The 21,632-nt window shown below is 44.5% G+C and carries 18 protein-coding genes and 1 riboswitch; of the genes, 14 read left to right on the top strand and 4 right to left on the bottom strand.

From position 1 onward, the window contains the following. Nucleotides 1-105 precede the first annotated feature (105 nt). The gene (locus tag MHH52_RS25355; protein WP_313640950.1) at nucleotides 106-1,245 is read left to right on the top strand and encodes a transglutaminase domain-containing protein; all 1,140 of its coding nucleotides are present in this window, start codon (nucleotides 106-108) and stop codon (nucleotides 1,243-1,245) included. Between the two features lie 76 nt (nucleotides 1,246-1,321). Here the strand turns inward: MHH52_RS25355 and MHH52_RS25350 are convergent, their stop codons facing one another. Then, nucleotides 1,322-2,767, bottom strand: coding sequence for an amino acid permease (locus MHH52_RS25350; RefSeq protein ID WP_313640961.1), 1,446 nt, complete (start codon nucleotides 2,765-2,767; stop codon nucleotides 1,322-1,324). A gap of 235 nt (nucleotides 2,768-3,002) precedes the next feature. Beyond that, nucleotides 3,003-3,214: riboswitch (Lysine riboswitch) on the bottom strand. Nucleotides 3,215-3,317: 103 nt separating this feature from the next. After that, nucleotides 3,318-4,454, bottom strand: a complete 1,137-nt coding sequence (locus MHH52_RS25345; protein WP_340005088.1) for a virulence factor — start codon at nucleotides 4,452-4,454, stop codon at nucleotides 3,318-3,320. A 243-nt stretch (nucleotides 4,455-4,697) separates the two neighbouring features. Here MHH52_RS25345 and MHH52_RS25340 point away from each other — a divergent pair, with 243 nt between their 5' ends. Next, nucleotides 4,698-5,663 (top strand): MBL fold metallo-hydrolase, encoded by a 966-nt coding sequence (locus MHH52_RS25340; protein WP_340005086.1) that lies wholly within the window; start codon nucleotides 4,698-4,700, stop codon nucleotides 5,661-5,663. Between the two features lie 155 nt (nucleotides 5,664-5,818). Further along, on the top strand, nucleotides 5,819-7,444 hold the full coding sequence (locus tag MHH52_RS25335; protein WP_340005085.1) for an ATP-binding cassette domain-containing protein: 1,626 nt from the start codon (nucleotides 5,819-5,821) through the stop codon (nucleotides 7,442-7,444). Between the two features lie 212 nt (nucleotides 7,445-7,656). On the opposite strand, the gene MHH52_RS25330 is transcribed toward MHH52_RS25335, so the two are convergent. Continuing rightward, nucleotides 7,657-7,842, bottom strand: coding sequence for a hypothetical protein (locus MHH52_RS25330; protein WP_042131054.1), 186 nt, complete (start codon nucleotides 7,840-7,842; stop codon nucleotides 7,657-7,659). A gap of 226 nt (nucleotides 7,843-8,068) precedes the next feature. Here MHH52_RS25330 and MHH52_RS25325 point away from each other — a divergent pair, with 226 nt between their 5' ends. Together MHH52_RS25325 and MHH52_RS25320 are read left to right on the top strand one after the other, a co-directional pair. Next, nucleotides 8,069-8,938 (top strand): cation diffusion facilitator family transporter, encoded by an 870-nt coding sequence (locus MHH52_RS25325; RefSeq protein ID WP_340005083.1) that lies wholly within the window; start codon nucleotides 8,069-8,071, stop codon nucleotides 8,936-8,938. A gap of 199 nt (nucleotides 8,939-9,137) precedes the next feature. Next, on the top strand, nucleotides 9,138-10,208 hold the full coding sequence (locus MHH52_RS25320) for an SH3 domain-containing C40 family peptidase (protein WP_340005081.1): 1,071 nt from the start codon (nucleotides 9,138-9,140) through the stop codon (nucleotides 10,206-10,208). 479 nt (nucleotides 10,209-10,687) lie between these two features. Here the strand turns inward: MHH52_RS25320 and MHH52_RS25315 are convergent, their stop codons facing one another. Next, nucleotides 10,688-10,855, bottom strand: coding sequence for a DUF1328 family protein (locus MHH52_RS25315; RefSeq protein WP_042131050.1), 168 nt, complete (start codon nucleotides 10,853-10,855; stop codon nucleotides 10,688-10,690). A 189-nt stretch (nucleotides 10,856-11,044) separates the two neighbouring features. Here MHH52_RS25315 and MHH52_RS25310 point away from each other — a divergent pair, with 189 nt between their 5' ends. The 9 genes from MHH52_RS25310 (at nucleotide 11,045) to MHH52_RS25270 (ending at nucleotide 21,530) form a co-directional block, all read left to right on the top strand. Continuing rightward, on the top strand, nucleotides 11,045-11,551 hold the full coding sequence (locus MHH52_RS25310) for a DUF948 domain-containing protein (protein WP_340005079.1): 507 nt from the start codon (nucleotides 11,045-11,047) through the stop codon (nucleotides 11,549-11,551). Nucleotides 11,552-11,611: 60 nt separating this feature from the next. Further along, complete coding sequence (locus tag MHH52_RS25305) at nucleotides 11,612-12,136, top strand: hypothetical protein (protein WP_313640957.1); 525 nt, start codon at nucleotides 11,612-11,614, stop codon at nucleotides 12,134-12,136. 235 nt (nucleotides 12,137-12,371) lie between these two features. After that, nucleotides 12,372-13,544 (top strand): fused response regulator/phosphatase, encoded by a 1,173-nt coding sequence (locus MHH52_RS25300; protein WP_340009824.1) that lies wholly within the window; start codon nucleotides 12,372-12,374, stop codon nucleotides 13,542-13,544. After that, nucleotides 13,541-17,209, top strand: a complete 3,669-nt coding sequence (locus tag MHH52_RS25295) for a response regulator (RefSeq protein ID WP_340005077.1) — start codon at nucleotides 13,541-13,543, stop codon at nucleotides 17,207-17,209. The genes MHH52_RS25300 and MHH52_RS25295 overlap by 4 nt, the downstream gene beginning before the upstream one ends. Nucleotides 17,210-17,296: 87 nt before the next feature. Then, complete coding sequence (locus MHH52_RS25290) at nucleotides 17,297-18,163, top strand: protein-glutamate O-methyltransferase CheR (RefSeq protein WP_313640959.1); 867 nt, start codon at nucleotides 17,297-17,299, stop codon at nucleotides 18,161-18,163. A 21-nt stretch (nucleotides 18,164-18,184) separates the two neighbouring features. Beyond that, nucleotides 18,185-19,855 (top strand): response regulator, encoded by a 1,671-nt coding sequence (locus tag MHH52_RS25285; RefSeq protein ID WP_340005075.1) that lies wholly within the window; start codon nucleotides 18,185-18,187, stop codon nucleotides 19,853-19,855. Nucleotides 19,856-19,953: 98 nt separating this feature from the next. Beyond that, nucleotides 19,954-20,292: an STAS domain-containing protein gene (locus MHH52_RS25280; protein WP_340005074.1), complete on the top strand. Its 339-nt coding sequence runs from the start codon at nucleotides 19,954-19,956 to the stop codon at nucleotides 20,290-20,292. A gap of 18 nt (nucleotides 20,293-20,310) precedes the next feature. Further along, a complete protein-coding gene (gene rsbW, locus MHH52_RS25275; RefSeq protein WP_340005073.1) occupies nucleotides 20,311-20,763 on the top strand; it encodes an anti-sigma B factor RsbW in 453 nt (150 codons plus the stop codon). Then, nucleotides 20,760-21,530, top strand: a complete 771-nt coding sequence (locus tag MHH52_RS25270) for a sigma-70 family RNA polymerase sigma factor (protein WP_340005072.1) — start codon at nucleotides 20,760-20,762, stop codon at nucleotides 21,528-21,530. Before rsbW ends, MHH52_RS25270 begins: the two co-directional genes overlap by 4 nt. Nucleotides 21,531-21,632: the final 102 nt, after the last annotated feature.

The raw sequence follows: 21,632 nt of genomic DNA, 5'->3' as shown, positions 1-21,632 counted from the left end.
TAGAATTATTCTACAGGGAGCAGTCTTTTTTTGCCTAAACGCTCATTATCTATTAAATGGTAGGGTTCATTATAAGTCTATAGGAGCCGGAGGAACGGAATATATATGTGGAAAAAACGCTTCACATTAGTAAAGATCATTCTGGGAGGAGTGATTATATTCGCTGCTATTCCACCGATGATTTATTGGGGCTGGGGTCATGCTTATGCGGCTTCGAGTTCACCCACCCTTCGTTCTGTAAATGAAGTAGCGCAGAAACTAACGGGTGCAATGAACAACCGTAGGGAGACGATTACTTTTACTTATGAGAGCAAAGCTTCAAATTTGAAAACGAAAATACAAGCGGCCCTGGATCAAGCGATGGCTAGTGATCCTTATTTGTACTACATTATAGACAGCTACGGATATACTTATCGAGGGAGCGCAAGCGCTGTAAAAGTTACGGTAGAAGTGAAATATCTGGAGACACTGGAGCAGACGGCTTTTGTGAACAAAGAAGTGAAGGCTGCGCTGAAGAAGGTTATAACGCCAGGTATGAACAATCATCAGAAGGTGAAGGCTATCCACGACTGGGTTGTGCTTCATCTGAAATATGATACTTCGTATCGCAAATATACGGCTTATGAAGGTCTGAAGAGTGGCAGCGCCGTTTGCCAAGGCTATTCGCTGTTGACCTATAAGCTACTTAAAGAAGCTGGATTCACGAATAAAATCGTTGAGGGTACAGCAAGACAGCCGGGAGGACGCAGTCAGTCGCATGCCTGGAATCTTGTGCTACTAGATGGACATTGGTATCATCTCGACACGACTTGGGATGACCCGACACCCGATAAAGCTGGTGTAGTCAGCACCGCGTATTACTTGAAGACGGATGCACAGATGCGTCAGGACCATAGCTGGACGAAGTCTTATCCAGCAGCCTCAGTCGGCTATCATAAGACCTTGTCTGCGCTTGTGGATCGTGGAGGACAGAGTGTGGCCGTGTATAAACAGCTTCAGAAGGATCTCAATTATGAGCTATATGCCGAGGAGCAAATTGTACGCTCGGTAGAAGATCTGACCCGGCTAGCCAATAAGGCAATCACCTCCGGTGAGGTGTCCTTATTATTCCGTTATCATGGGAGTGGAACACAGCTTAAGAATGACCTGCAGGAATTATATAAGCTTGGACTAGAGGATGTGTCTTATTCTAGCTCATCTTTTGATAATACGGGCGACCTCAAAGTGTATGTGACTTGGGAATAGAAGGACATAAAAAAGGGATATCCCAGAAGCCTAAATGGCTACGGAATATCCCTTACTTGTTTTTTAACGAGTCTATTTATTCTGGGTGAGTACTTAGATCGCATTTATCCAAAGGAATAATACTACTCTTTCGGAACCAGCGATAGCCGACCCAGATTAAGACGAACAGAGGCAAGCTGATATAAGAAACGGCGATGCCATACCAGTCGATATTTCCACCTGAAAAGGAGCCCATATTCTGACCAAGTATAGCTACAATACAAAGTGCTAAGGCAAAGATAGGTCCGAATGGGAACCATCTAGCTCGGTAAGGAAGTTCATCTAGTGAGTGGCCTTGTGCTATAAAAGCACGTCTGAAACGGTAGTGGCAGACCGCAATGCCCAGCCAGTTAATAAATCCACACATACCAGAGGCGTTCAATAGCCAGTTATATACGGCACCGTCACCAAAGAATGAAGCGAGAAAGGCGAGCATTCCAACAGCTGTAGTTACTAGCAAAGCGCCAACAGGGACACCACGGCGATTGAGCTTGCCCAGTGCGCGCGGAGCCATGCCATCCTTAGCCATTGCATACAGGACACGGGTGGAGGCATACATTCCGGAGTTGCCGGCTGACAGTACAGAGCTGAGAATGACGGCATTCATTACGGATGCGGCAATTGCAAGCCCGGCTTTATTGAACACGATCGTAAACGGACTGACTCCGATATCATCGATGCCACCGCGTAGCAGATCTGGATTCGTATAAGGAATCAGCATTCCGATTACAAATATGGCAAGGATATAAAAGATTAATATACGCCAGAATACTTGGCGGATCGCAATTGGGACGTTGCGACGAGGGTTCTCACTCTCACCAGCGGCAACGCCGATTAGCTCGGTACCCTGAAAGGAGAATCCGGCTGCCATAAAGACCCCGACGAAGGCAAAGAAGCCACCGTGGAAGGAGCTACCCCCGATTTGGAAGTTGCTGAAGCCTACGGCTTCTCCACCCATAATGCCGAATATCATGAGGACCCCGACCACGAGGAAGGCGATAACGGTAATGATTTTGATAATGGCAAACCAATATTCTGATTCCCCGTATCCACGGGCAGATAAGAAGTTTAGGCCGAACATCAGCAGTAGGAACACCAGACTCCAAATAAAGGAAGGGCTGTCCGGGAACCAGTATTTAATGATGACGGTAGCCGCTGATAACTCTGCTGCAATCGTAACCGCCCAGTTGTACCAGAAGTTCCAACCGATGGCGAAGCCAAAGGCGGGGCTGACGAAACGAGTGCCGTAAGTACTGAAGGACCCGGAGTCCGGTAAATAGGTGGCGAGCTCCCCCAGACTAGTCATGAGAAAATAAACCATTACACCCACAGCCGTATAGGCGAGAAGGGCCCCACCAGGTCCTGCTGAAGCGATCGCGCCGCCACTGGCCAGAAACAGTCCAGTACCAATAGATCCGCCAAGCGCGATCATGGTCAAATGTCTTGCTTTGAACGATTTTTTAAGCGCGGGCTCTTGATTCATATTGCCCTGCGCTGGGTTTAGCTGCTTGCCCTGCATGATTATGACACTCCTTATGATCTAATCTTTCTGTTCATGAACGGGGAGTGCTGAGCTGCAGCCTCCCGAGATCGGGAGGTATACTTCGTGATTTCCAGAACGTTATGGATGAATGACGAAACATACAAATTCTGTAAACGCAAAGAAACCGCAGACTATGTCTGCGGTTTCCATCTATACAGCTCCGCATCATACTCCCTGTGAAGATAGCGCAACACACTGCAACCTGCTACTTCTACTCACTCAGGTTATACAATGTGACAGTTCCGTGCCTTTCGGCAACGGCCCCAGCCTGCACCGCTGTAAGAGCAACAGTGCAAGCTTCGGCAGATATCCCTTTCGGCGCGATTCATAGACGGCTCTAACGTCTCCACACGCTTACTCTTTATATCCGCGACCTCTACCTCATCTTAGTATGACGAGGCTATCTTTACTTCATTCATTTATAAACAACAGGACTTAGTATAAAGCAAGTTCACTGTTCAAAGCAATGACAAAAACAGGTAGGTACGTGTTAAGTACGTCGGCGTTCTGACATCTGCTGCCAGACGGTGCCTGCCGCTGCTTCTCCGGAGGCAATCCGCTCCAAGGCCATCTTGGCCTGAAGACCAACCTCGAATTCTGGATCGTCCGCCGCAAGTGTTAGGGCATCTTGGGCCTCGGATGTCCCAACTTCGTAAAGGAAGCGAGCTGCGCGCCAGCGGACAAGCTTACTCTTATCCGTTAATGCCGCCGTCATCACCGGCGTGGCGGCAGGATCGCCGATGTCGGACAGGGTATCGCCAGCCGTACGTCTTACGGCTGGCGCGCTGTCAGCCATCGCCTCATAGAGCAGCTCCATCGCCTCGGGCGTGCGGAGGTCGCCCAGATACACGACCGCAAGCCTGCGAATGTGCAGCTTGGGATCGTGTAGCGCCGCCTTAAGCTCCGGCAGGAGCTCCACCGTCGGCGTAAGATCCTCTAGCGCGGCGTAGCGCACGCGCCAATCCTCATGCTTCAGGTCTCGCAGCAGCTCATCCTGACTGCGAGTTCGTCTTTGCTCGACGAACTCACCTTCGGTTCCGTGCGCAGTGGCTTGCTGCACGAGGGAGTCGAGGCGATTCTGTGGATACGCCGCCTCGATCTCTTGCTCGACCTCGCGTGCAATATCCGCGGGCTCGCCATAACGCACGCCGTAATCGGTGAGCTTGCGCTCTTTGATCATAACGGCGCTAGCCACATCCATAACCGCTTTAGTAAAGCGGTTGGCTAAGGATATGCGCTCCTCATTCGCGCCCGTTTTTACGCGGATTTGCATCGGAATTCCGCGGAACATTTGGACGAAGACTTGTGCTTCCCCAAAATGAGTGCCGGCATTCTCGTCGGCTAGGCTCCAATCCCCAGTTAAACCTTCACTGCTCCCGAAGCGGCTTTGAACCTCTCTTAGAATCGCCGCCCAATCGGCGCTACCCTTGCGTTCGAGTGCTGCGAAGTCAGCAGCATGATAAATGCTTGTAACGCCTGGTATCGTTAGCATTTCACGTGCCCAAGCAGGTGCAGAACGCTCACTTTCTGGAGTATAGGTTCTGCGAATTCCGGGGTCTAAACTTTCGTCCAAATGAAGCTTCATCGTATTTGGACTTGGAGTCGGTTCAATAAATGTAATCTTCATACGTAGCTCCCCCTTGAACGGTACGTGCACCGTGGTCTTTACACGCATTTTACCTCATTTCTGGCGTGAAACACAAAAGATCTCTCCTATTATTTCGCTAAAGTCTGCATTATTGTGGGAGAAAAGGGCGAACCTTTATCATGCCAATTGTATATTTTGCAAAATACGCTTCTGTTCAATATAGTTGTAGTATATTCGCTAAAGCCAGGATTGCTCGGCAAACTTCTGCAGAAGAGGTGTTGTATGCCTAAAACTCGTTACCATAACGTCGACAATGTAAGTACCGATAAAACACTAAAAGAATTTCGCCAGTGGCGTGAGGAGCGTCGTCGGAAGCAGAAGGACTATTCATACGTTGTTCCGAATACGCCGCCCAGATTGTCTTATCTGTCGGAGAATAAGCAGGAGTCTACCATTACGTGGATTGGGCATTCAACATTTTTCCTTCAATATGAAGGGATGAATATTATTACGGATCCCATCTGGGCGAGAAGGCTAGGTTTTGAGAAAAGACTGGGACAACCTGGGATTCCGCTCAGCGAAGTGCCGCCGATTGACCTGATTCTGATCTCGCACTCTCATTATGACCACTTGCATATAGCGTCCATCCGTAAATTATATCGGGCAGGGACAACCCTGGTTGTTCCTATAGGTCTAAAACGCAAAATGCTCCGCAAAGGGTTCCGCAGCTGTGTGGAGATGGAATGGTGGCAGGAGATTAAGCTAGGTAAGATCAAGCTTAGTTTTGTGCCTACCCAGCACTGGACGCGGAGGACGCCTTGGGATACGAATACTTCTCATTGGGGTGGGTACATCTTGGAGCCCGCCGAATCCGGAAATCAGAAGCTTTCTCCGAACCTTTATTTCGCTGGGGATAGTGGTTATTTTCAAGGTTTTAAGGAGATCGGAAGCCGTTATAAGATTGATATCGCGCTTATGCCGATTGGGGCTTATGAACCGGAGTGGTTCATGACCTCTCAGCATGTGAATCCTGAGGAAGCCATACAAGCTTTCCTAGATGTAGGAGCGGAGACCATGATTACGATGCATTATGGTACCTTCAGACTTGCCGATGATACGGCCCGGGAAGCGCTGGATCGCATGGAGAGCGCCAGAATTAAGCATGAGATTTCTGAGGACCGAATTCGTACACTCAGTTATGGAGAAACACTGGTCGTACAACCGGAGAATCGCACATCTGGGGAATAATTGAAAAAATTCCTCCTTAAAGAGGGCGCCGTAAAACAGTTGGAATAAGTTTCGTAGGAGAGAGATCAGCTTAAATGCCTATTTCACGGGATTTTTGCACTGATTTTATGCTATAATGAGCCGAAACCCTAAAGTGAAAAGGATGGTAATGCGTAATGATTAGCACAAGCGGCGTAACACTCCGCTACGGAAAACGAGCTCTCTTCGAAGATGTAAACATAAAATTCACCCCTGGTAACTGCTACGGCTTGATTGGTGCCAATGGTGCTGGTAAATCAACCTTTCTGAAAATTCTGTCCGGGGAGATCGAAGCGAACACGGGTGATGTTCATATAACACCTGGTGAACGCCTTGCAGTTCTGAAGCAGAATCATTTCGAGTATGATGAATTCCCAGTGCTTGAAACAGTTATTATGGGTCACACTCGTCTTTATGAAATCATGAAAGAAAAGGACGCGCTTTATGCGAAGTCTGATTTCACGGAAGCAGATGGTCTTCGTGCCGGTGAGCTTGAAGGCGAATTTGCTGAACTTAATGGCTGGGATGCAGAGCCGGATGCGGCTGCTATGCTGATCGGTCTTGGAATTATGCGTGAACTGCATGACAAGAAAATGGCCGAACTGAGCGGCAATGAGAAGGTACGGGTACTCTTGGCACAAGCCTTGTTTGGCCGTCCAAATAACCTTCTGCTCGATGAGCCTACCAACCACTTGGATCTCGAATCTATTGGCTGGTTAGAGAACTTCCTCATGGATTATGAAGGTACTGTTATCGTCGTATCCCATGACCGTCACTTCCTAAACAAAGTATGTACGCATATTGCGGATATTGATTTTGGCAAAATCCAGATGTACGTTGGTAACTACGACTTCTGGTACGAGTCCAGTCAGCTTGCTCAAGCTTTGCAGCGTGATTCGAACAAGAAGAAGGAAGACAAGATCAAGGAACTGCAAGCCTTTATTCAACGTTTCTCGGCTAATGCTTCCAAGTCTAAACAAGCGACATCACGTAAGAAACAACTCGAGAAAATTACGCTGGATGACATTCGTCCTTCCAACCGTAAATATCCGTTCCTTAACTTCAAACCTGAACGTGAAGCGGGTAAGCAGCTTCTGACAATCAGCGGATTGACCAAATCGGTTGATGGTGAGAAGGTTCTTGATGACATCAGTTTTGTAGTTAACAAAGGGGATAAGATTGCCTTCGTGGGTCCTTACTCCCAGCCTAAATCACTTTTGTTTGATGTGATCATGGGTGAGCAGGAAGTGGATGCGGGTGAATATGCATGGGGAGTAACTACAACTCAAGCTTATTTCCCGAAAGACAACTCAAGCTATTTCGATGGCGTGGACTTGAATCTCGTAGAATGGCTGCGTCAGTATTCTAAAGATCAGGATGAGACGTTCCTGCGCGGATTCCTGGGACGGATGCTGTTCGCCGGAGAAGAAGCACTGAAGAAAGCTAGTGTGCTGTCCGGGGGCGAGAAGGTTCGCTGTATGTTGGCGAAGATGATGCTCAACGGTGCGAACGTGCTTGTATTCGATGAACCTACCAATCACTTGGATCTGGAATCCATCACGGCACTGAATAACGGGCTGATCGATTTCGACGGCACCATTCTGTTCACTTCCCATGACCATCAGTTCATCCAAACGATTGCTAACCGTATCATCGAAATTACACCTACTGGTGTAATTGATCGCACGATGACTTATGATGAGTATTTGGAGAATCCTGAAATTAAGGAAATGCGCCAACACATGTATCCTGTAGAAGTATAATTCATTCATGTTTTCCGCTTGCGGAGAGCATTCAAGAAGCAGCTGCTCTAATCCTTAGCGGATTAGGGCAGCTGTTGTCTTTATGTATAACAACTTAAAATCAGTTATGAATTTGATGAGTTCTAACCCATCCTTTAAGGCGGACGAACGTATAAATGGCTGCGTTGCCCCTGAGGGATACGCAGCCATTTATGTTTAAATATAAGATAGTACTAGGATCCGCCGGTACGACGGCGCTGGTTGTTAGGCTTTTTGTTATTCTGACTTTTTAGCGGTTTGGCGGAGCCGGCTTGAAAAGTAGATCCAGGTTTGGAGGAAGATTGTTGTTTCTTCTGCTCCAGCTTTTGCCGGATAGCTTCGGCTAAATTGATTTTTCCTTTTTCGTTGCTTTCGCTCATTATGATAACCTCCTTCGAAGCAAGTCCTTCACTTTATTCTAATTGTTTTTAAATGTTGCCACAAGGGCAAGAATAATTGAAAGAATTCTTTTCTGGAAATATAAGAACGTATAAGTTACACACTATACATCATCCTTATATTTTTACGAGAAACGGTGGTCATCTTTAAAGGATGACAACGTCGTTTCTTCTTTAAACAAAACGGAAAACGAGGAGACAGCCAAAAATGGTTGATATTTACGAAGATATACGTAAAGGCGAGCGTGGAGCTTGGGTTAGCATAGCGGCTTACCTCATTTTATCGACATTCAAGCTGGTTAGTGGATATTTATTCGCATCTAGTGCACTGGTCGCAGACGGGGTTAATAATTTAACCGACATCGTAGCATCTGTAGCCGTGTTGATTGGTTTGCGGATTTCGCGGAAGCCACCTGACTCTGACCATGCTTATGGACATTTCCGGGCAGAGACAGTTGCTGCATTGTTGGCCTCTTTTATTATGGCGGTAGTAGGTATTCAAGTTATTGTGGAGGCGGTGCGGTCCTTTTTCGATCGCGCAAAGGAAACACCGCAGCTGTGGTCAGCCGGTGTGGCTCTAGTGTGTGCAGTGGCAATGATGGGAGTATACATATATAACAAAAGGTTGGCTAAGCAAATTAATAGTGGGGCACTAATGGCAGCGGCCAAAGATAATTTTTCTGATGCTATGGTTAGTATAGGTGCTGCTGTTGGGATTGTGGGTGCTCAGTTCGGACTGCCATGGATTGATTCTGCGGCGGCAGTAGTTGTCGGACTGATTATCTCTAAGACGGCATGGGACATTTTCCGTGACTCGACCTACCGACTTACGGATGGCTTTGATGAAGATAAGTTGATGGATCTACGTAGTACGATTGCTCGAACGCCGGGAGTAGAGGGGATTAAAGATGTGAAGGCACGGGTTCATGGTAATCATGTGCATGTGGATGTCGTAGTGGAGGTAGACGCGAACATTACAGTGGTGGAAGGTCATAAGATCAGTGATTCCATTGAAGAGAGAATGAGCAAGCTACACAATATTATGAATGTGCAGGTGCATGTGGAACCTAAAGATTAAATTTAAAATTCTATTTTAAGGAAAAAACAAACATATTCAAGGAGGAATCAAGACTTTAGTCCTGTATTTTACCATAAAGTGGCATGATTATATGTGCAATTTGGAGCATGTTCCAAATCCCGGGCAAGCCTATAATGAGGGCATAAAGGAATGAAGTACACACCTTTGTTGAAATCTCATCATGGTATTGGGGGAACGTATGATTAAATCACATAAGCAATTAACAGCATCCTTGTTGGTTTCAGCTGTAATTGTTGCAGGTTTAGGAGTATCTGCTCCTGGAAATGCAGCAGCAGCCTCAAGTCCATCAAATTCAGTCATGGTGGCAGCAGTTGGTCAAACAGCAGTCATCGAGGCAAGTGTTCGCCTTCGCAGCACACCTTCTACAAATGGAGAAGTAGTAAAGTACTTGCAAAAGGGAGATCAAGTGCAGATTCTGGCGCAACCGAATAGCTATTGGTTTCAAGTGAAAACAGCAGATGGATCCGTAGGTTATACAAGTACGGGAGATAAGTATATCAGCGTAATATCATCTTCAGTAGATACACCAACAGCACCAACAGCACAAACGGGAACTATTAAGTACGGAGTGAATCTTCGAATTACTCCTTCTACTAGCGGAAAAGTACTGAGACTTCTGAAGAAGGGGGAACAAGTACAACTTCTGGCACAGCCGAACAGCTATTGGTATCAAATCCTAACATCTGATGGTAGCATTGGATATATAAGTTCAAGTGATCAATATACTTCGTTCGCTGGTATTAACGGGGGAACTGGGACACCAACGCCACCACCAGCACCAATACCACCTATTTCAACGCCTGGGGCTTCCGCCCAAATCGAGAGTGTAATCTCTGCCGGTATGGGTTATCTTGGAACACCTTATGAGTTTGGATCCAGCAGATATAATACAAGTACCTTTGATTGTTCTGATTTTATCCGGCAAATTTTCATTGATGCTGTGAATCTAAAACTCCCTGCTGATTCCCGTCAACAGGGAGATTGGGTGAAATCGAATAGTACGGTGGTTACGTCTATTTCAGGTTTGAAACGCGGCGATTTAATGTTCTTTATGGATTATAAAGGGACCTCAGCATCTGCCTATGAAGGGATTGATAAATCCAAGGCAAGAATATCGCATGTTGCTATTTATTTGGGAGATGGACAAATTCTACATACGTATTCCGTAGCTTCAGGCGGGGTAAAAGTAGATAAATTAAGCGCTTCTTGGATGAATCGTTTTCTCTACGGGGGCTCGGTCATTCGCTAATTATATAGGTACGAAGGAAGCGACAGCATCGCATGGTTGTGACGGGTGAACAAAGGCGGGCGTAAGCGCAGGGGCTACCCCCTCAGTAGAATTTTCTACTGAGGGGGTAGCCTTTTCTTTTATCGTCTGTTTGGTACAACTGCACTTTCCGCAAAAAAAGAGGATGCATCAACGGCCACTTAATGGCTGCTTTGGCCACCCCCTTCGTATTCAAATCATCGCATAATTAAATTGGCAGCTACAGGAACCTTAACCCACGCTTTTCCTAGCCAAGTGTAAATTTCTCTCCATTCATTGCCCCAAGTATCTGTAATGACTTCACCTGTGGTGTCGCTGGAACAATATCCGATGGCGTAATGATCGTTTCAAAAGAATTAGTGTAAGTATACTTTTTCTTATTTTCTCAAGTGACATCCGTGTGGGAATGACCTATACTTTCTGCATGATGAATAAGATATATGGATAGATATGGGAGGAGGCTACATCGATCTACCTCTGCGTCCCGTGAAGAGGGAAACAACAAACAGAACCAAGAAGACGAAGAATAGTATCTTTGCAAGACCTGCGGCGGCTGCCACAAGATTGAAGAAACCAAAGATTCCAGCGATTACAGCGACAACTAGTAGAATTGCGGACCATTTTAACATTACATATCACCAATCCTTTTTTGATCAATGTAGTCATTGTATAAACGGGGACTTTGATTCTGAAACAAAGGGGAGCAGGGAGTTTTGACAACGCTCGACAAGATGTTTCGGCTTATGGGAGTAGGGGTAACTATGCAGTATACAAGGCTGATTAGCCGCTATTTATGAGATTTGGAAGGGGTTATGAATATGATCATTGAACTAAGTGTAGCTCTAGTTGCTATCGCATTCGCAATACTTGTTTTCTTTCTAATTAAGACCTTGCAGTCAGCGAAGGAATCTCTCGACAAAGTTAGCCAGACCTTGGTGGAAGTTCAGAAGACGATGGATGAGCTTACTTATGAAGTGAAGACTACAGTCAGACATGCAAATGAAATTACAGCCGATGTACAGAACAAGATCCAAAAGATTGATCCTGTCATAGATTCTGTAAAGAATCTGGGGGATGTTATGAATGAGTTAACTCTAACTGTCAAGCAAGTGTCGGTAACTGTGATTGAGAAATATCGTAAATCGCATGAACTGAGGGAGAAGCGTAAGGGAGTATCCATAAAAGAGGCTCCGCTGACGCCAGCTGAGGAACGTACGGTTAACTCCTATGACGCCGTAAATGCTGATAAAGCACCGGGGAAAATAGCTACTGTGTTAAAAGGTGTAGATGTAGCTGCAACTCTTTGGAAAAAAATCCGTCATTAAAGTTAAGGCAGCAAGGCTTCTGTAAATGGCGGCTGCAGATAAGAAAGGTGGGATAACAACATGAACATTATCATTCTTTTGTTTAGTCTACTTTCCCCATACTTTGATGCGTCTCCACAGTTGACGCCTATCTCGACTTTTAGTGATCAGCCTAAGACAGTTCTCACATTTGAACATGCCTCAGAAACCAGCCCTTCTATAAATCGATTTGATTCACTACAAGGAGTCGCTTTATATGCCACGAAGGAAGAACTGCTTCTGACCAAGGGCAATCCGCTTACGGTAACAAATGATCCATTGCAAGGGACAGAGGAGTACCAATACGCAGATGTGACAGTGGGTGTTGGTGATGGGTTTGTACTGTATGTGCATGTCTCACCTTCTCAAGCGCAGCAGTTTGGCCTACATGTGAATGGAGTAGAGATTGATCCCGTGAAGGATAATCTGCAATCGACCTTGGGCAAACCGCACTTTGTAGCTGAAGATGGTGACGTATATATGAGAGGAAATAATGCGCTCAAAATATATTGTAATTTGGGTGGAGAATTTGAAGGCATTGATTTATTTGATAGCATTTCTTCTTAATGTGGTTCACTTTTGATTATTCGGGTTAATAAACAGAAGCTGTCTTTACCATAGAGTAACCTCCCGAACCACTAGCTGTAGTGGTTCGGGAGGTTACTTTGCTGAAGACGTAAATGAACCTATTACTATTTTTACATATTATGAAAATAAAATTAACAGCTTCAAATAGCGTATGATATTGGTATTAAGTCGCAGAATTTTACGTTCGTAATACTATTTGTGTGAGGTGAAGATGATGAGAATCTTAATCGTAGATGACAATCCGACTAATGTTATCATTATCCGTGAAATCCTGAAAAAAGAAGATTACCGAAATTTCGTAACCGCATCCTCTGCAAAAGAGATGTTTGAGCGGCTGGGTATCGGTTCTGTGATTGAAGATGGACGTCTTCGGATGTCAGATATTGATCTGATTTTACTGGATATGATGATGCCAGAGATGGATGGAATCGAGGCATGTCGTGTTGTACAGCAATACGAACACCTTAAGGATATTCCAATAATAATGGTTACAGCTGTTGGTGATTCCAAGAAGCTAGCAGAAGCACTGGATGCAGGTGCAGTAGATTATGTTACGAAACCCATTAATAAAGTGGAGCTGATGGCCCGAATTCGGCTCGCGCTGCGGCTGAAGCAAGAGAAAGATTGGCATAAGGAACGAGATCAGCGAATTCAGGAGGAATTGAGACTGGCAGCACTTGTTCAGAATGCTGTATTAAGCCTGCCACTACAGGATGAGAATTTTGAGGTCAATGCCATCTATCAGCCTTCTTCAGAGCTGGCTGGTGATTTATATGCGTGGTACCCCCTTGGTGATGGCCGATATGGAGTGATCCTGCTGGACATTATGGGACACGGAATATCGTCATCTCTTTTTTGTATGTTTCTGGCCTCAGTGCTAAAGGATACGGTAACTACGTATGTAGAGCCGGAAAAAGTAATTCAGGAGCTCAATCGAAGGTTTAACCAACTCTATATTGAGAAAAAGTTGATCCAATACTACTTTACGACCATTTATCTAGTGATAGATACCCGTCTGAAGCGTATTGACTATGTCAACGCGGGACATCCACCTGCGCTGTTTTTTGAGGGCAAGGCTAAGACTCCGGTCTTGCTGGAAAGTAACTGCCACCCTGTGGGCCTGTTTGAACGGATCGATATTCAGACACAGAGTTTAACCTATGAAGATGAAGGGCATCTAGTTCTTTATACAGATGGTCTACTGGAACTGGTTGAGGGCGAACAAGAGGAGCAGCTGGAATTTATGATTCAACATTTAAATGTTGAACATGAATGGAACGAAGAGGCTATTCGGCCTACCTTTTTCAATGTTGAGGTTCCAAAAGAGCGTGATGATGATAAATGTTTAGTGTGGATCTCACTGAAGAAGGGAACAGATAGAGAATGAAGATAAAGGCTAAGCTCTTAATTGGCTTCGGTGCTATGTTAGCGATTATGCTTGCACTTACGATGATAGGATACGACCGGTTAAATTATATGAATAACCAACTGCAAGGGTATCAGGATAGATATATGAAGGGGCGTTCTTCTTCAGGGATGCGTGGAGAAGTTAATGATATGGCGCGAATATTGACCACGACCATGTTAAGTGCAGATGCATCATCGGTAGAATCTCAAAAGAATGAGATTGAAAAAAAGATTACTAAAGCGAATGAGCATTATGAGAAAATAAGAGCGTCGATGACCAGCGCTGAAGAAATGCAAACGGTTAATCAAATAGACGATGCGTATACCACCTATTTAAATTATCAGCAAAAGGTATTGAAACTGTTATCGGCAGGTTATTTTCAGAATGCTAGCACGTATTCCAACACAGAGGGACAAGCGATTCAGAGTGCAGTGTTAAACGCTCTGAATAGTCTCTCTGATTATAATGCTTTTATTATGAACGAAGAGAGTACGAAGGCCAACGAAGCTTATAAAAGTTCGACTCAGATGGTAGTCCTAATGATGATTCTAGGCTTACTTCTCGGACTTGGCGTGGTTCTATGGATCATCCCAAGTATCACTCGGGGGCTTAATGTCGTTTCAATGATGATTACTAGCTTTGGCAACGGTAGAGTAAGGGCTATACGGCGCATAAAGGTTACTACTAAAGATGAGATTGGTGAGGTTGCCCTTGTCTTTAAGAAAATGGCTTTAGATCTTGAACAGAAACAGCAGATGGAACAGGCCTATGCGCAAGCGCAGAATGATCAATCCTGGCTGAATGCGAATATTGCCCGGGTGACGGAACTATTGCGAGGTGTTAGCTCCTTGGATCAGGTCTCACAGACCTTTATCAACGAGTTTACTCCTGTGCTGGGAGCCCAGTTCGGAGCTGTATATTTGAAAGATGCCAATCGTCCCGATTTTTTACGAAGCAGTGGTTATTATGCAGTAGATAGTGATAAGAAACCTAAGGAAGGGTTTGTGATTGGAGAAGGACTCGTAGGACAAAGTGCGCTCGATATGCATCCGATCAGACTGGAGCAGGCTCCTGAAAACTATACATTCGTTAAGTCCGGATTCGTGGATGCACAACCAGGATATATTTCTATTCATCCGCTCATTTTTGAAGACGAACTGCTCGGCGTGGTAGAATTCGCTTCATTCCAACCGTTTAGCAGTCTGAAAAATGATTTGCTGCAACAACTCGCGAATAATTTAAGTATTATTTTTAATAATATTAGCCGTCGTCTGATCGTGGAGAAATTATTGCGTGATTCACAAGCTCTTACGGAAGAGCTACAGTGTCAGTCAGAGGAATTACAGACTCAGCAAGAGGAATTGCGTCGTTCCAATGAGAATTTGGAGGAGCAGACGGATGCGCTTAAACGGTCGGAAGAACTGCTCCAGCGTCAGCAGGAAGAACTGGAACATTATAATACAGAACTTATTGCCAAGACCCGCGCTTTAGAGGAACAAGTGCAGGAGGTTGAGGAGAAGAAAGATGAAATTGAGCATGCAAAAGTTCAATTAGAGAAACAGGCCAAGCAATTATCCGTTACTAGTAAATATAAATCTGAGTTCCTAGCGAACATGTCCCATGAATTACGAACCCCGCTCAACAGTCTCTTGATCCTATCTCAGCTACTTACGGAGAATAAGGATGGCAATTTATCAGAGAAGCAGGTTGAATTTGCACATACGATTTATATGTCAGGTGCTGACTTGCTTAAAATGATCGATGAGATTTTGGACTTGTCCAAGGTTGATGCAGGCAAAATGGAACTGAACCAAGAAGAAATTAGATTGACCGAGCTGAAGAGCTTTGTGAAGCAGAATTTTGCTCCGCAAGCACTCAAAAAAGGACTTTCTTTACAGATTACCTTTAACGATCCGCTGCCAGATAGCGTCATTACCGATGGTCATCGATTGAAGCAGGTGCTAAGAAATCTGCTTTCTAATGCATTTAAATTTACTATGGAAGGATTCATCGAATTTTCGGTTAGCCAAGCAGATACCAATCTTCTTCCGCTAGATCTGCCAAGAGAAGTTGAATATATTGCTATTGCTGTGAAGGATAGTGGAATTGGTATTCCGGCGGACAAAACCGATATTGTGTTCGAAGCCTTCCAACAGGTAGATGGTACAACCAGCCGTAAATTTGGGGGTACAGGCCTAGGCTTGTCCATTAGCCGTGAGTTAGCACGTTTAATGGGCGGAGCTATTGTGCTGGAATCACGTGAGGGCCAAGGTAGCACCTTTACTATGTATTTGCCGGTTAAAGGGAATTATAATAGGCAACTTGCAGCTATAGAAGCTGCTGCTTCTAAAGAGGATGCAACCTTCGAGGAATATATTAGAGATATGCTTCCAACCCTTGTACCAACGCCGGTCCATGCACCTATCCCACAATTGGTGATAGATGATGACCGTGAACATTTGACTGCAAATGATAAGGTTCTGCTTATTATTGAAGATGATGAGAGCTTCGCTAAAATATTGCTGGATATGGCACATGCCCGCAAATTTAAAGGACTGGTAGCCCTCCAAGGTGATACTGGATTGCAGATGGCGAAGACTTATCTGCCTGATGCAATTATTCTTGATATTCATCTGCCGGTTATGGACGGTTGGACCATTCTTAGAGAGCTGAAAAGTGCATCACAGACCCGTCACATTCCTGTCCATGTCATCTCTGGGAATGATGAAGTGAAGCAGGGGCTTATGATGGGGGCTATGGCATATTTAAGAAAACCATCTTCTAGAGAGGCCCTTGAGCGGGCGTTCTCGCAAATTGAGAACTATACTTCCAGTACAGTGAAGTATTTGCTGATTGTAGAGGATGATGAGATTCAACGTCGTTCCATCATGGAATTGATCGGTCATGACGATGTGGCTATAACCGCAGTTTCAACTGGCGGTGAGGCACTGAATGAGCTGCGGAAGCAGAGGTATGATTGTATGGTTCTGGATCTGATGCTTGAGGATATGACAGGTTTCGATCTGCTGGATCAGATTCGTGATGATGAGGAATTAAATGATCTACCTATTATTATTTATACGGGTAAGGATTTAGATGGTAAAGAAGAGACGCAACTGCGCAAATACGCGGAATCAATCATTATCAAGGATGTACGTTCTCCAGAACGGTTATTGGATGAGACAACGTTGTTCTTACACCGGGTAGAAGCCAATCTTCCGGAAGATAAACGTAAAATTCTGCAGAAGCTTCATAATAAAGAAGAATTGTTCGAAGGAAAGAAGATATTGCTCGTCGATGATGATATTCGCAATGTCTTTGCGCTCTCCAGTGTTCTCGAAGAGTATCACATGGAAGTGAAGTTTGCGGAGAATGGACGTGAAGCGCTGGAAATGTTGGTAGAGCAAGAAGATTTCGATCTTGTGCTTATGGATATGATGATGCCGGAGATGGACGGATACGAGGCTATGCGCCGGATCCGCAAGATGCCGCAGTATCAGAAACTGCCTATTATTGCGCTTACCGCCAAAGCAATGAAAGAGGATCGTGCCAAATGTATTGAAGCTGGAGCCTCTGACTATATGAAGAAGCCAATCGCAACAGGTCAACTTCTATCTTTAATGCGAGTCTGGCTGTATTCGTAACCTCAATATTGGGGTAATACTTTAAAAGAACTAACAAAAAGCCATTCTTTAAAAGTACGGCGTGTTGATAAGGGAGTCGGGATAACAATGAAAGCAATAGAACACGGATATGAGGAGCAGCCCGTCATGGCGGGAAGTGATGAATTGGAGCAAATAGAGATTGAGCTGCTTCTTGATGGGGTACACCGTTTATATGGCTATGATTTCCGGAATTATGCGTTGCCTTCATTGAAGCGACGTATCTGGCATCATGTCCATGCGGAGAATGTACTCAGCATATCCGCGTTACAAGAGAAGGTGCTGCATGATCGCGCCTGTTTTGAACGATTTGTCTACAGTCTCTCTATTCCTGTTACTGAAATGTTCAGGGATCCGGGATTATTTCTAACTTTTCGCCAGAAGGTAGTTCCTTTGTTAAGAACTTATCCCTATATTCGTATCTGGCATGCCGGATGCTCCACTGGGGAAGAAGTATATTCTATGGCCATTCTGCTACATGAAGAAGGGCTTTATGATAAAGCTCGAATTTACGCCACAGATATGAATGAGCGTTCTTTACAGCAGGCTAAGGAAGGCGTTTATGATATTAGTAGAATGAAGCAGTACACAAAGAATTATATGGAGGCAGGAGGTACCCGGGCATTCTCCGAATATTATACTGCGAAGTATAACTCGGTAATTTTACAACCTTATTTACGCAAAAATATTATTTTTGCTGAGCATAACTTAGCCACTGACACTTCTTTTAATGAATTCAATGTTATTTTCTGCCGAAATGTAATGATCTATTTCAATGATGAGCTTCGAGATCATGTTCACGGGTTGTTTCATGAAAGTCTAAGTCGCTTTGGAATCCTTGTTCTGGGCTCTAAAGAGTCCATTCACTTTTCGAAATATAGCGATTGCTATGAATCTTTAGACAGAGTGGAGAAAATATACCGTAACATAAAATAACGCATGTAGGAGGGTGGTCCTATGGGGTTTCAAGAACCAATTCATATACTACTAGTAGACGACCGTCCTGAAAATTTGCTGGCGCTGGAGGCGGTGCTTGAGAGTCAGCATTATGAGCTAATTAAAGCTACCTCCGGTGAAGAAGCGTTGCGCTGTTTGTTAAGGTATGATTTTGCTGTCATTGTACTAGACGTACAGATGCCGGGTATGGATGGAATTGAAACCGCAAAATTGATCAAAGCCAGAGAAAAAACTAAGGAAATCCCGATTATTTTTATCTCTGCCAATAGCAAAGAAGCAGAGCATTTATTCGCAGGCTATTCGGCAGGGGCTATTGATTATATGGTCAAGCCTTTCATTCCACAAATTTTGAAGTCTAAGATACAAAGCTTTGTCGAAATGAACATCACGAGCAAGAAGCATCAGACTCAAACCATGCTGCTGCAGCAAAAGACGAAAGAACTGGAAAACATTAATAGTGAACTTATCAAGGCAAAGGAAGAGGCGGAGATTGCCTCTAAAGCGAAGTCGGAATTCCTAGCCATGATGAGTCATGAGATTCGTACACCTATGAACGGCGTAGTTGGCATGATTGATCTGTTAATGGAGACCAATCTTACGCCAGAGCAAAAGGAATATTCGGAGATCATTCGGAAAAGTGCGGATACGTTGATTACGGTTATAAACGACATTCTTGATTTCACTAAAATGGAATCCGGAAAAATGGAAGTCGAAGAGCATTTGTTTGAACTCCGAAATTGTATTCAAGAGGTGTTCAGCCTTTTTTCGATGGAAGCGGGAAAGAAGAACCTGGAGCTCGCTTATTTTATTGATCAGAAATTACCTAGACTTTTATATGGGGATATGGCTCGTTTACGCCAAGTTTTAATCAATTTGATCGCTAACGCTGTTAAATTTACAAACCAAGGTGGGGTCTATTTAGTCGCCTCGGTCAAGAACGCTGCTGATCATAAGGTGGAAGTTGAATTCACAGTCATGGATACGGGGATTGGTATTTCTCCTGAAAAATGCGACCGATTATTTGAGCCCTTCTCGCAGCTTGATTCTTCCATGACACGGAAATATGGGGGGACAGGTCTGGGGCTAGCTATATGTAAATCTCTTGTGGGAATGATGGGCGGAGAAATTCGGGTAGAATCGATGGAGGAAAAAGGAGCCACCTTTATCTTTACGATTCAGGCCTCCGTGCCAGGAGAAGATTTGATAGGCGGATATCAAGAAGAGGAATCAACTCATCCTGTTCCCAATCAAGAGGGGAGAAGTAGAATCCTTGTTGTGGATGACCATCCGATCAATCAGCGTTTAATGGTTAGCATGCTGGATAAGCTGGGCTATGCGGCGGATATGGCTGAAGATGGTCAACAGGCTGTGGATATGGCGATTAAGCAGCCTTATGATTTTATCTTTATGGATCTTCAAATGCCGGTGATGGATGGCTTGGAGGCGACCGCCCAAATTCGTCGAGACGGTGGTCCTGATGCCAAGAAGACCGTTATCATTGCAATGACTGCGAACGTCATGGATGGGATTCAGAATCGCTGTAAGGCCTCAGGAATGGATGATTACATCAGCAAACCTCTGAAGATGAGTAGTATAAAACAAATTATTTCTCGATATTCTAGCAACGACAATCTGATAATTGAACCTGACATGTCTATTTTTCAGGCGTAATCTAGTATTTACCAATCCGTTTTTTTACGTTGTTTGATTCAAGGGTATGTCATCAAGGTTATTAAAATAGAAAATATTTGTTCAGGAGAGATCGTCTAATGAATACGCATAAAAGTAATAAGTTCCATGCTAAGACAGAAACCAAAGGAAATATATGTACAGTTTTCCTGAGCGGTGAACTTGATTTGTCAGTTGCTTCCGATTTCCGCCTGGTGATGGAGCCGCTTGTGGGAGATACAAAACTAGATCTAGTTATTAATCTAAAAGAATTAAAATACATCGATAGCACAGGGATTGGTATTCTACTTTCGATCCTGAAATCAAGACAAGGAATGGACGTTAAGTTTATGGTTGAGGATGTTCCTCCACAAATTCAGAAGCTGTTTGACATGACTGGTATTTCCAAGTTTTTTGCCTCCCAAGAGAATTCCCACTAGGAAAGGATAGAACAAAGAATGAGTGATGATGTGCAAAAAGTAATTCTTCAGTTGCCTGCTAGCGCAGAGTATGTGGATATTGTTAGGTTGAATTTATACGGCATTGCCTCGAAAATGGGTTTCACCTATGAGGATATAGAAGACATGAAAGTGGCAGTATCAGAGGCGTGTAACAATTCAGTATTATATGCTTATGGTCAAAAAGACGGAGTAGTAGATGTTATTTTTGAGGTAGAAGAAAGCTCCTTATCCATTACAGTCAAAGACGAGGGGGAGAGCTTTGACGGCTTGGACAAGTCTAATGAACGTATGACACTGCATGATAAGGAGTTAAGTGACGTTCAGGTTGGCGGGTTAGGGTTCTACTTAATGCAAGCGTTGATGGATGACGTTAGTGTCGTATGTGAAGCCGGAAAAGGGACGGTGGTAACTTTGAAGAAGCACCTTAATTTTAGCGAGGAGAAAGTATGAGTGAAAAGGTGACTCCCCCCGAGTCCATGAATGAAGCAGTCACCCAAATTTGGGAGTATCAGCAGACCAAGGATAACGATCAGGCGACGTTGCTGATACAGAAATATGAGCCTATGGTAAAAATGGCTGCTGGGAAAATTTCCCGTAATCGCCCCGACTTGTATGAGGATTTATATCAGGTCGGGCAAATGGCGCTCATCCGGTTACTGCAGCAATATGATATCAGTCTCGGAATCCCTTTTGAGCCCTATGCGATGAAAAGCATGATTGGACATATGAAAAATTATCTGCGTGATAAATCTTGGTACATACAGGTTCCTAGACGGATTAAAGAAAAGGGAGCGCTTGTTCAACACGCTATTGATGAATTAACAGTTAAGCTGGAACGTTCTCCTGCGGTGGATGAGATTGCTCATTATCTTGAACTGTCTGTTGAAGAAACTGTAGAAGTGCTGGCAGGCAGAGAATGTTACCATTACGTATCTCTAGATTCGCCGCTTTCCCAAGAGGAGACCGGAGCTACGCTAGGAGAGCTTATCAGCTCTGACGCGAACGACTACGAGACTGTAGAGAAACAAATGGATCTGCAGCAAGCACTAGGGCAATTGAAGGAGCAAGAGCAGCAAGTGTTGCTGTTAGCCTTCCAAGATGGTCAATCCCAGCGGGCAATCGCCCAGAAGCTGGGGGTTTCACAGATGAGCGTTTCACGGATACAGAAGCGGGCCACTGAGAAGTTAAAGCAGATTATGGCCAACTCATCCTATTGAGCTCCTTTATAAGTAGTATACATTACTTGGATTTGATTTCGTTTAGTCGACGATAAGGACATGCCTCTCTCCGCTGCTTGGAGAATTGCATGTCCTTTATTT

Origin of the sequence: Paenibacillus sp. FSL K6-0276, from assembly GCF_037977235.1 — a bacterium.
Taxonomy (GTDB): domain Bacteria; phylum Bacillota; class Bacilli; order Paenibacillales; family Paenibacillaceae; genus Paenibacillus_AQ.
Note: the sequence above shows the minus strand (reverse complement) of the source record. Positions and strands in the feature narration are given on the sequence as shown.

Coding starts and splice junctions, on each gene's coding strand:
- MHH52_RS25355 (WP_313640950.1), top strand. CDS start 106: ATGTGGAAAAAACGCTTCACATTAGTAAAGATCATTCTGGGAGGAGTG.
- MHH52_RS25350 (WP_313640961.1), bottom strand. CDS start 2,767: ATGAATCAAGAGCCCGCGCTTAAAAAATCGTTCAAAGCAAGACATTTG.
- MHH52_RS25345 (WP_340005088.1), bottom strand. CDS start 4,454: ATGAAGATTACATTTATTGAACCGACTCCAAGTCCAAATACGATGAAG.
- MHH52_RS25340 (WP_340005086.1), top strand. CDS start 4,698: ATGCCTAAAACTCGTTACCATAACGTCGACAATGTAAGTACCGATAAA.
- MHH52_RS25335 (WP_340005085.1), top strand. CDS start 5,819: ATGATTAGCACAAGCGGCGTAACACTCCGCTACGGAAAACGAGCTCTC.
- MHH52_RS25330 (WP_042131054.1), bottom strand. CDS start 7,842: ATGAGCGAAAGCAACGAAAAAGGAAAAATCAATTTAGCCGAAGCTATC.
- MHH52_RS25325 (WP_340005083.1), top strand. CDS start 8,069: ATGGTTGATATTTACGAAGATATACGTAAAGGCGAGCGTGGAGCTTGG.
- MHH52_RS25320 (WP_340005081.1), top strand. CDS start 9,138: ATGATTAAATCACATAAGCAATTAACAGCATCCTTGTTGGTTTCAGCT.
- MHH52_RS25315 (WP_042131050.1), bottom strand. CDS start 10,855: ATGTTAAAATGGTCCGCAATTCTACTAGTTGTCGCTGTAATCGCTGGA.
- MHH52_RS25310 (WP_340005079.1), top strand. CDS start 11,045: ATGATCATTGAACTAAGTGTAGCTCTAGTTGCTATCGCATTCGCAATA.
- MHH52_RS25305 (WP_313640957.1), top strand. CDS start 11,612: ATGAACATTATCATTCTTTTGTTTAGTCTACTTTCCCCATACTTTGAT.
- MHH52_RS25300 (WP_340009824.1), top strand. CDS start 12,372: ATGAGAATCTTAATCGTAGATGACAATCCGACTAATGTTATCATTATC.
- MHH52_RS25295 (WP_340005077.1), top strand. CDS start 13,541: ATGAAGATAAAGGCTAAGCTCTTAATTGGCTTCGGTGCTATGTTAGCG.
- MHH52_RS25290 (WP_313640959.1), top strand. CDS start 17,297: ATGAAAGCAATAGAACACGGATATGAGGAGCAGCCCGTCATGGCGGGA.
- MHH52_RS25285 (WP_340005075.1), top strand. CDS start 18,185: ATGGGGTTTCAAGAACCAATTCATATACTACTAGTAGACGACCGTCCT.
- MHH52_RS25280 (WP_340005074.1), top strand. CDS start 19,954: ATGAATACGCATAAAAGTAATAAGTTCCATGCTAAGACAGAAACCAAA.
- rsbW (WP_340005073.1), top strand. CDS start 20,311: ATGAGTGATGATGTGCAAAAAGTAATTCTTCAGTTGCCTGCTAGCGCA.
- MHH52_RS25270 (WP_340005072.1), top strand. CDS start 20,760: ATGAGTGAAAAGGTGACTCCCCCCGAGTCCATGAATGAAGCAGTCACC.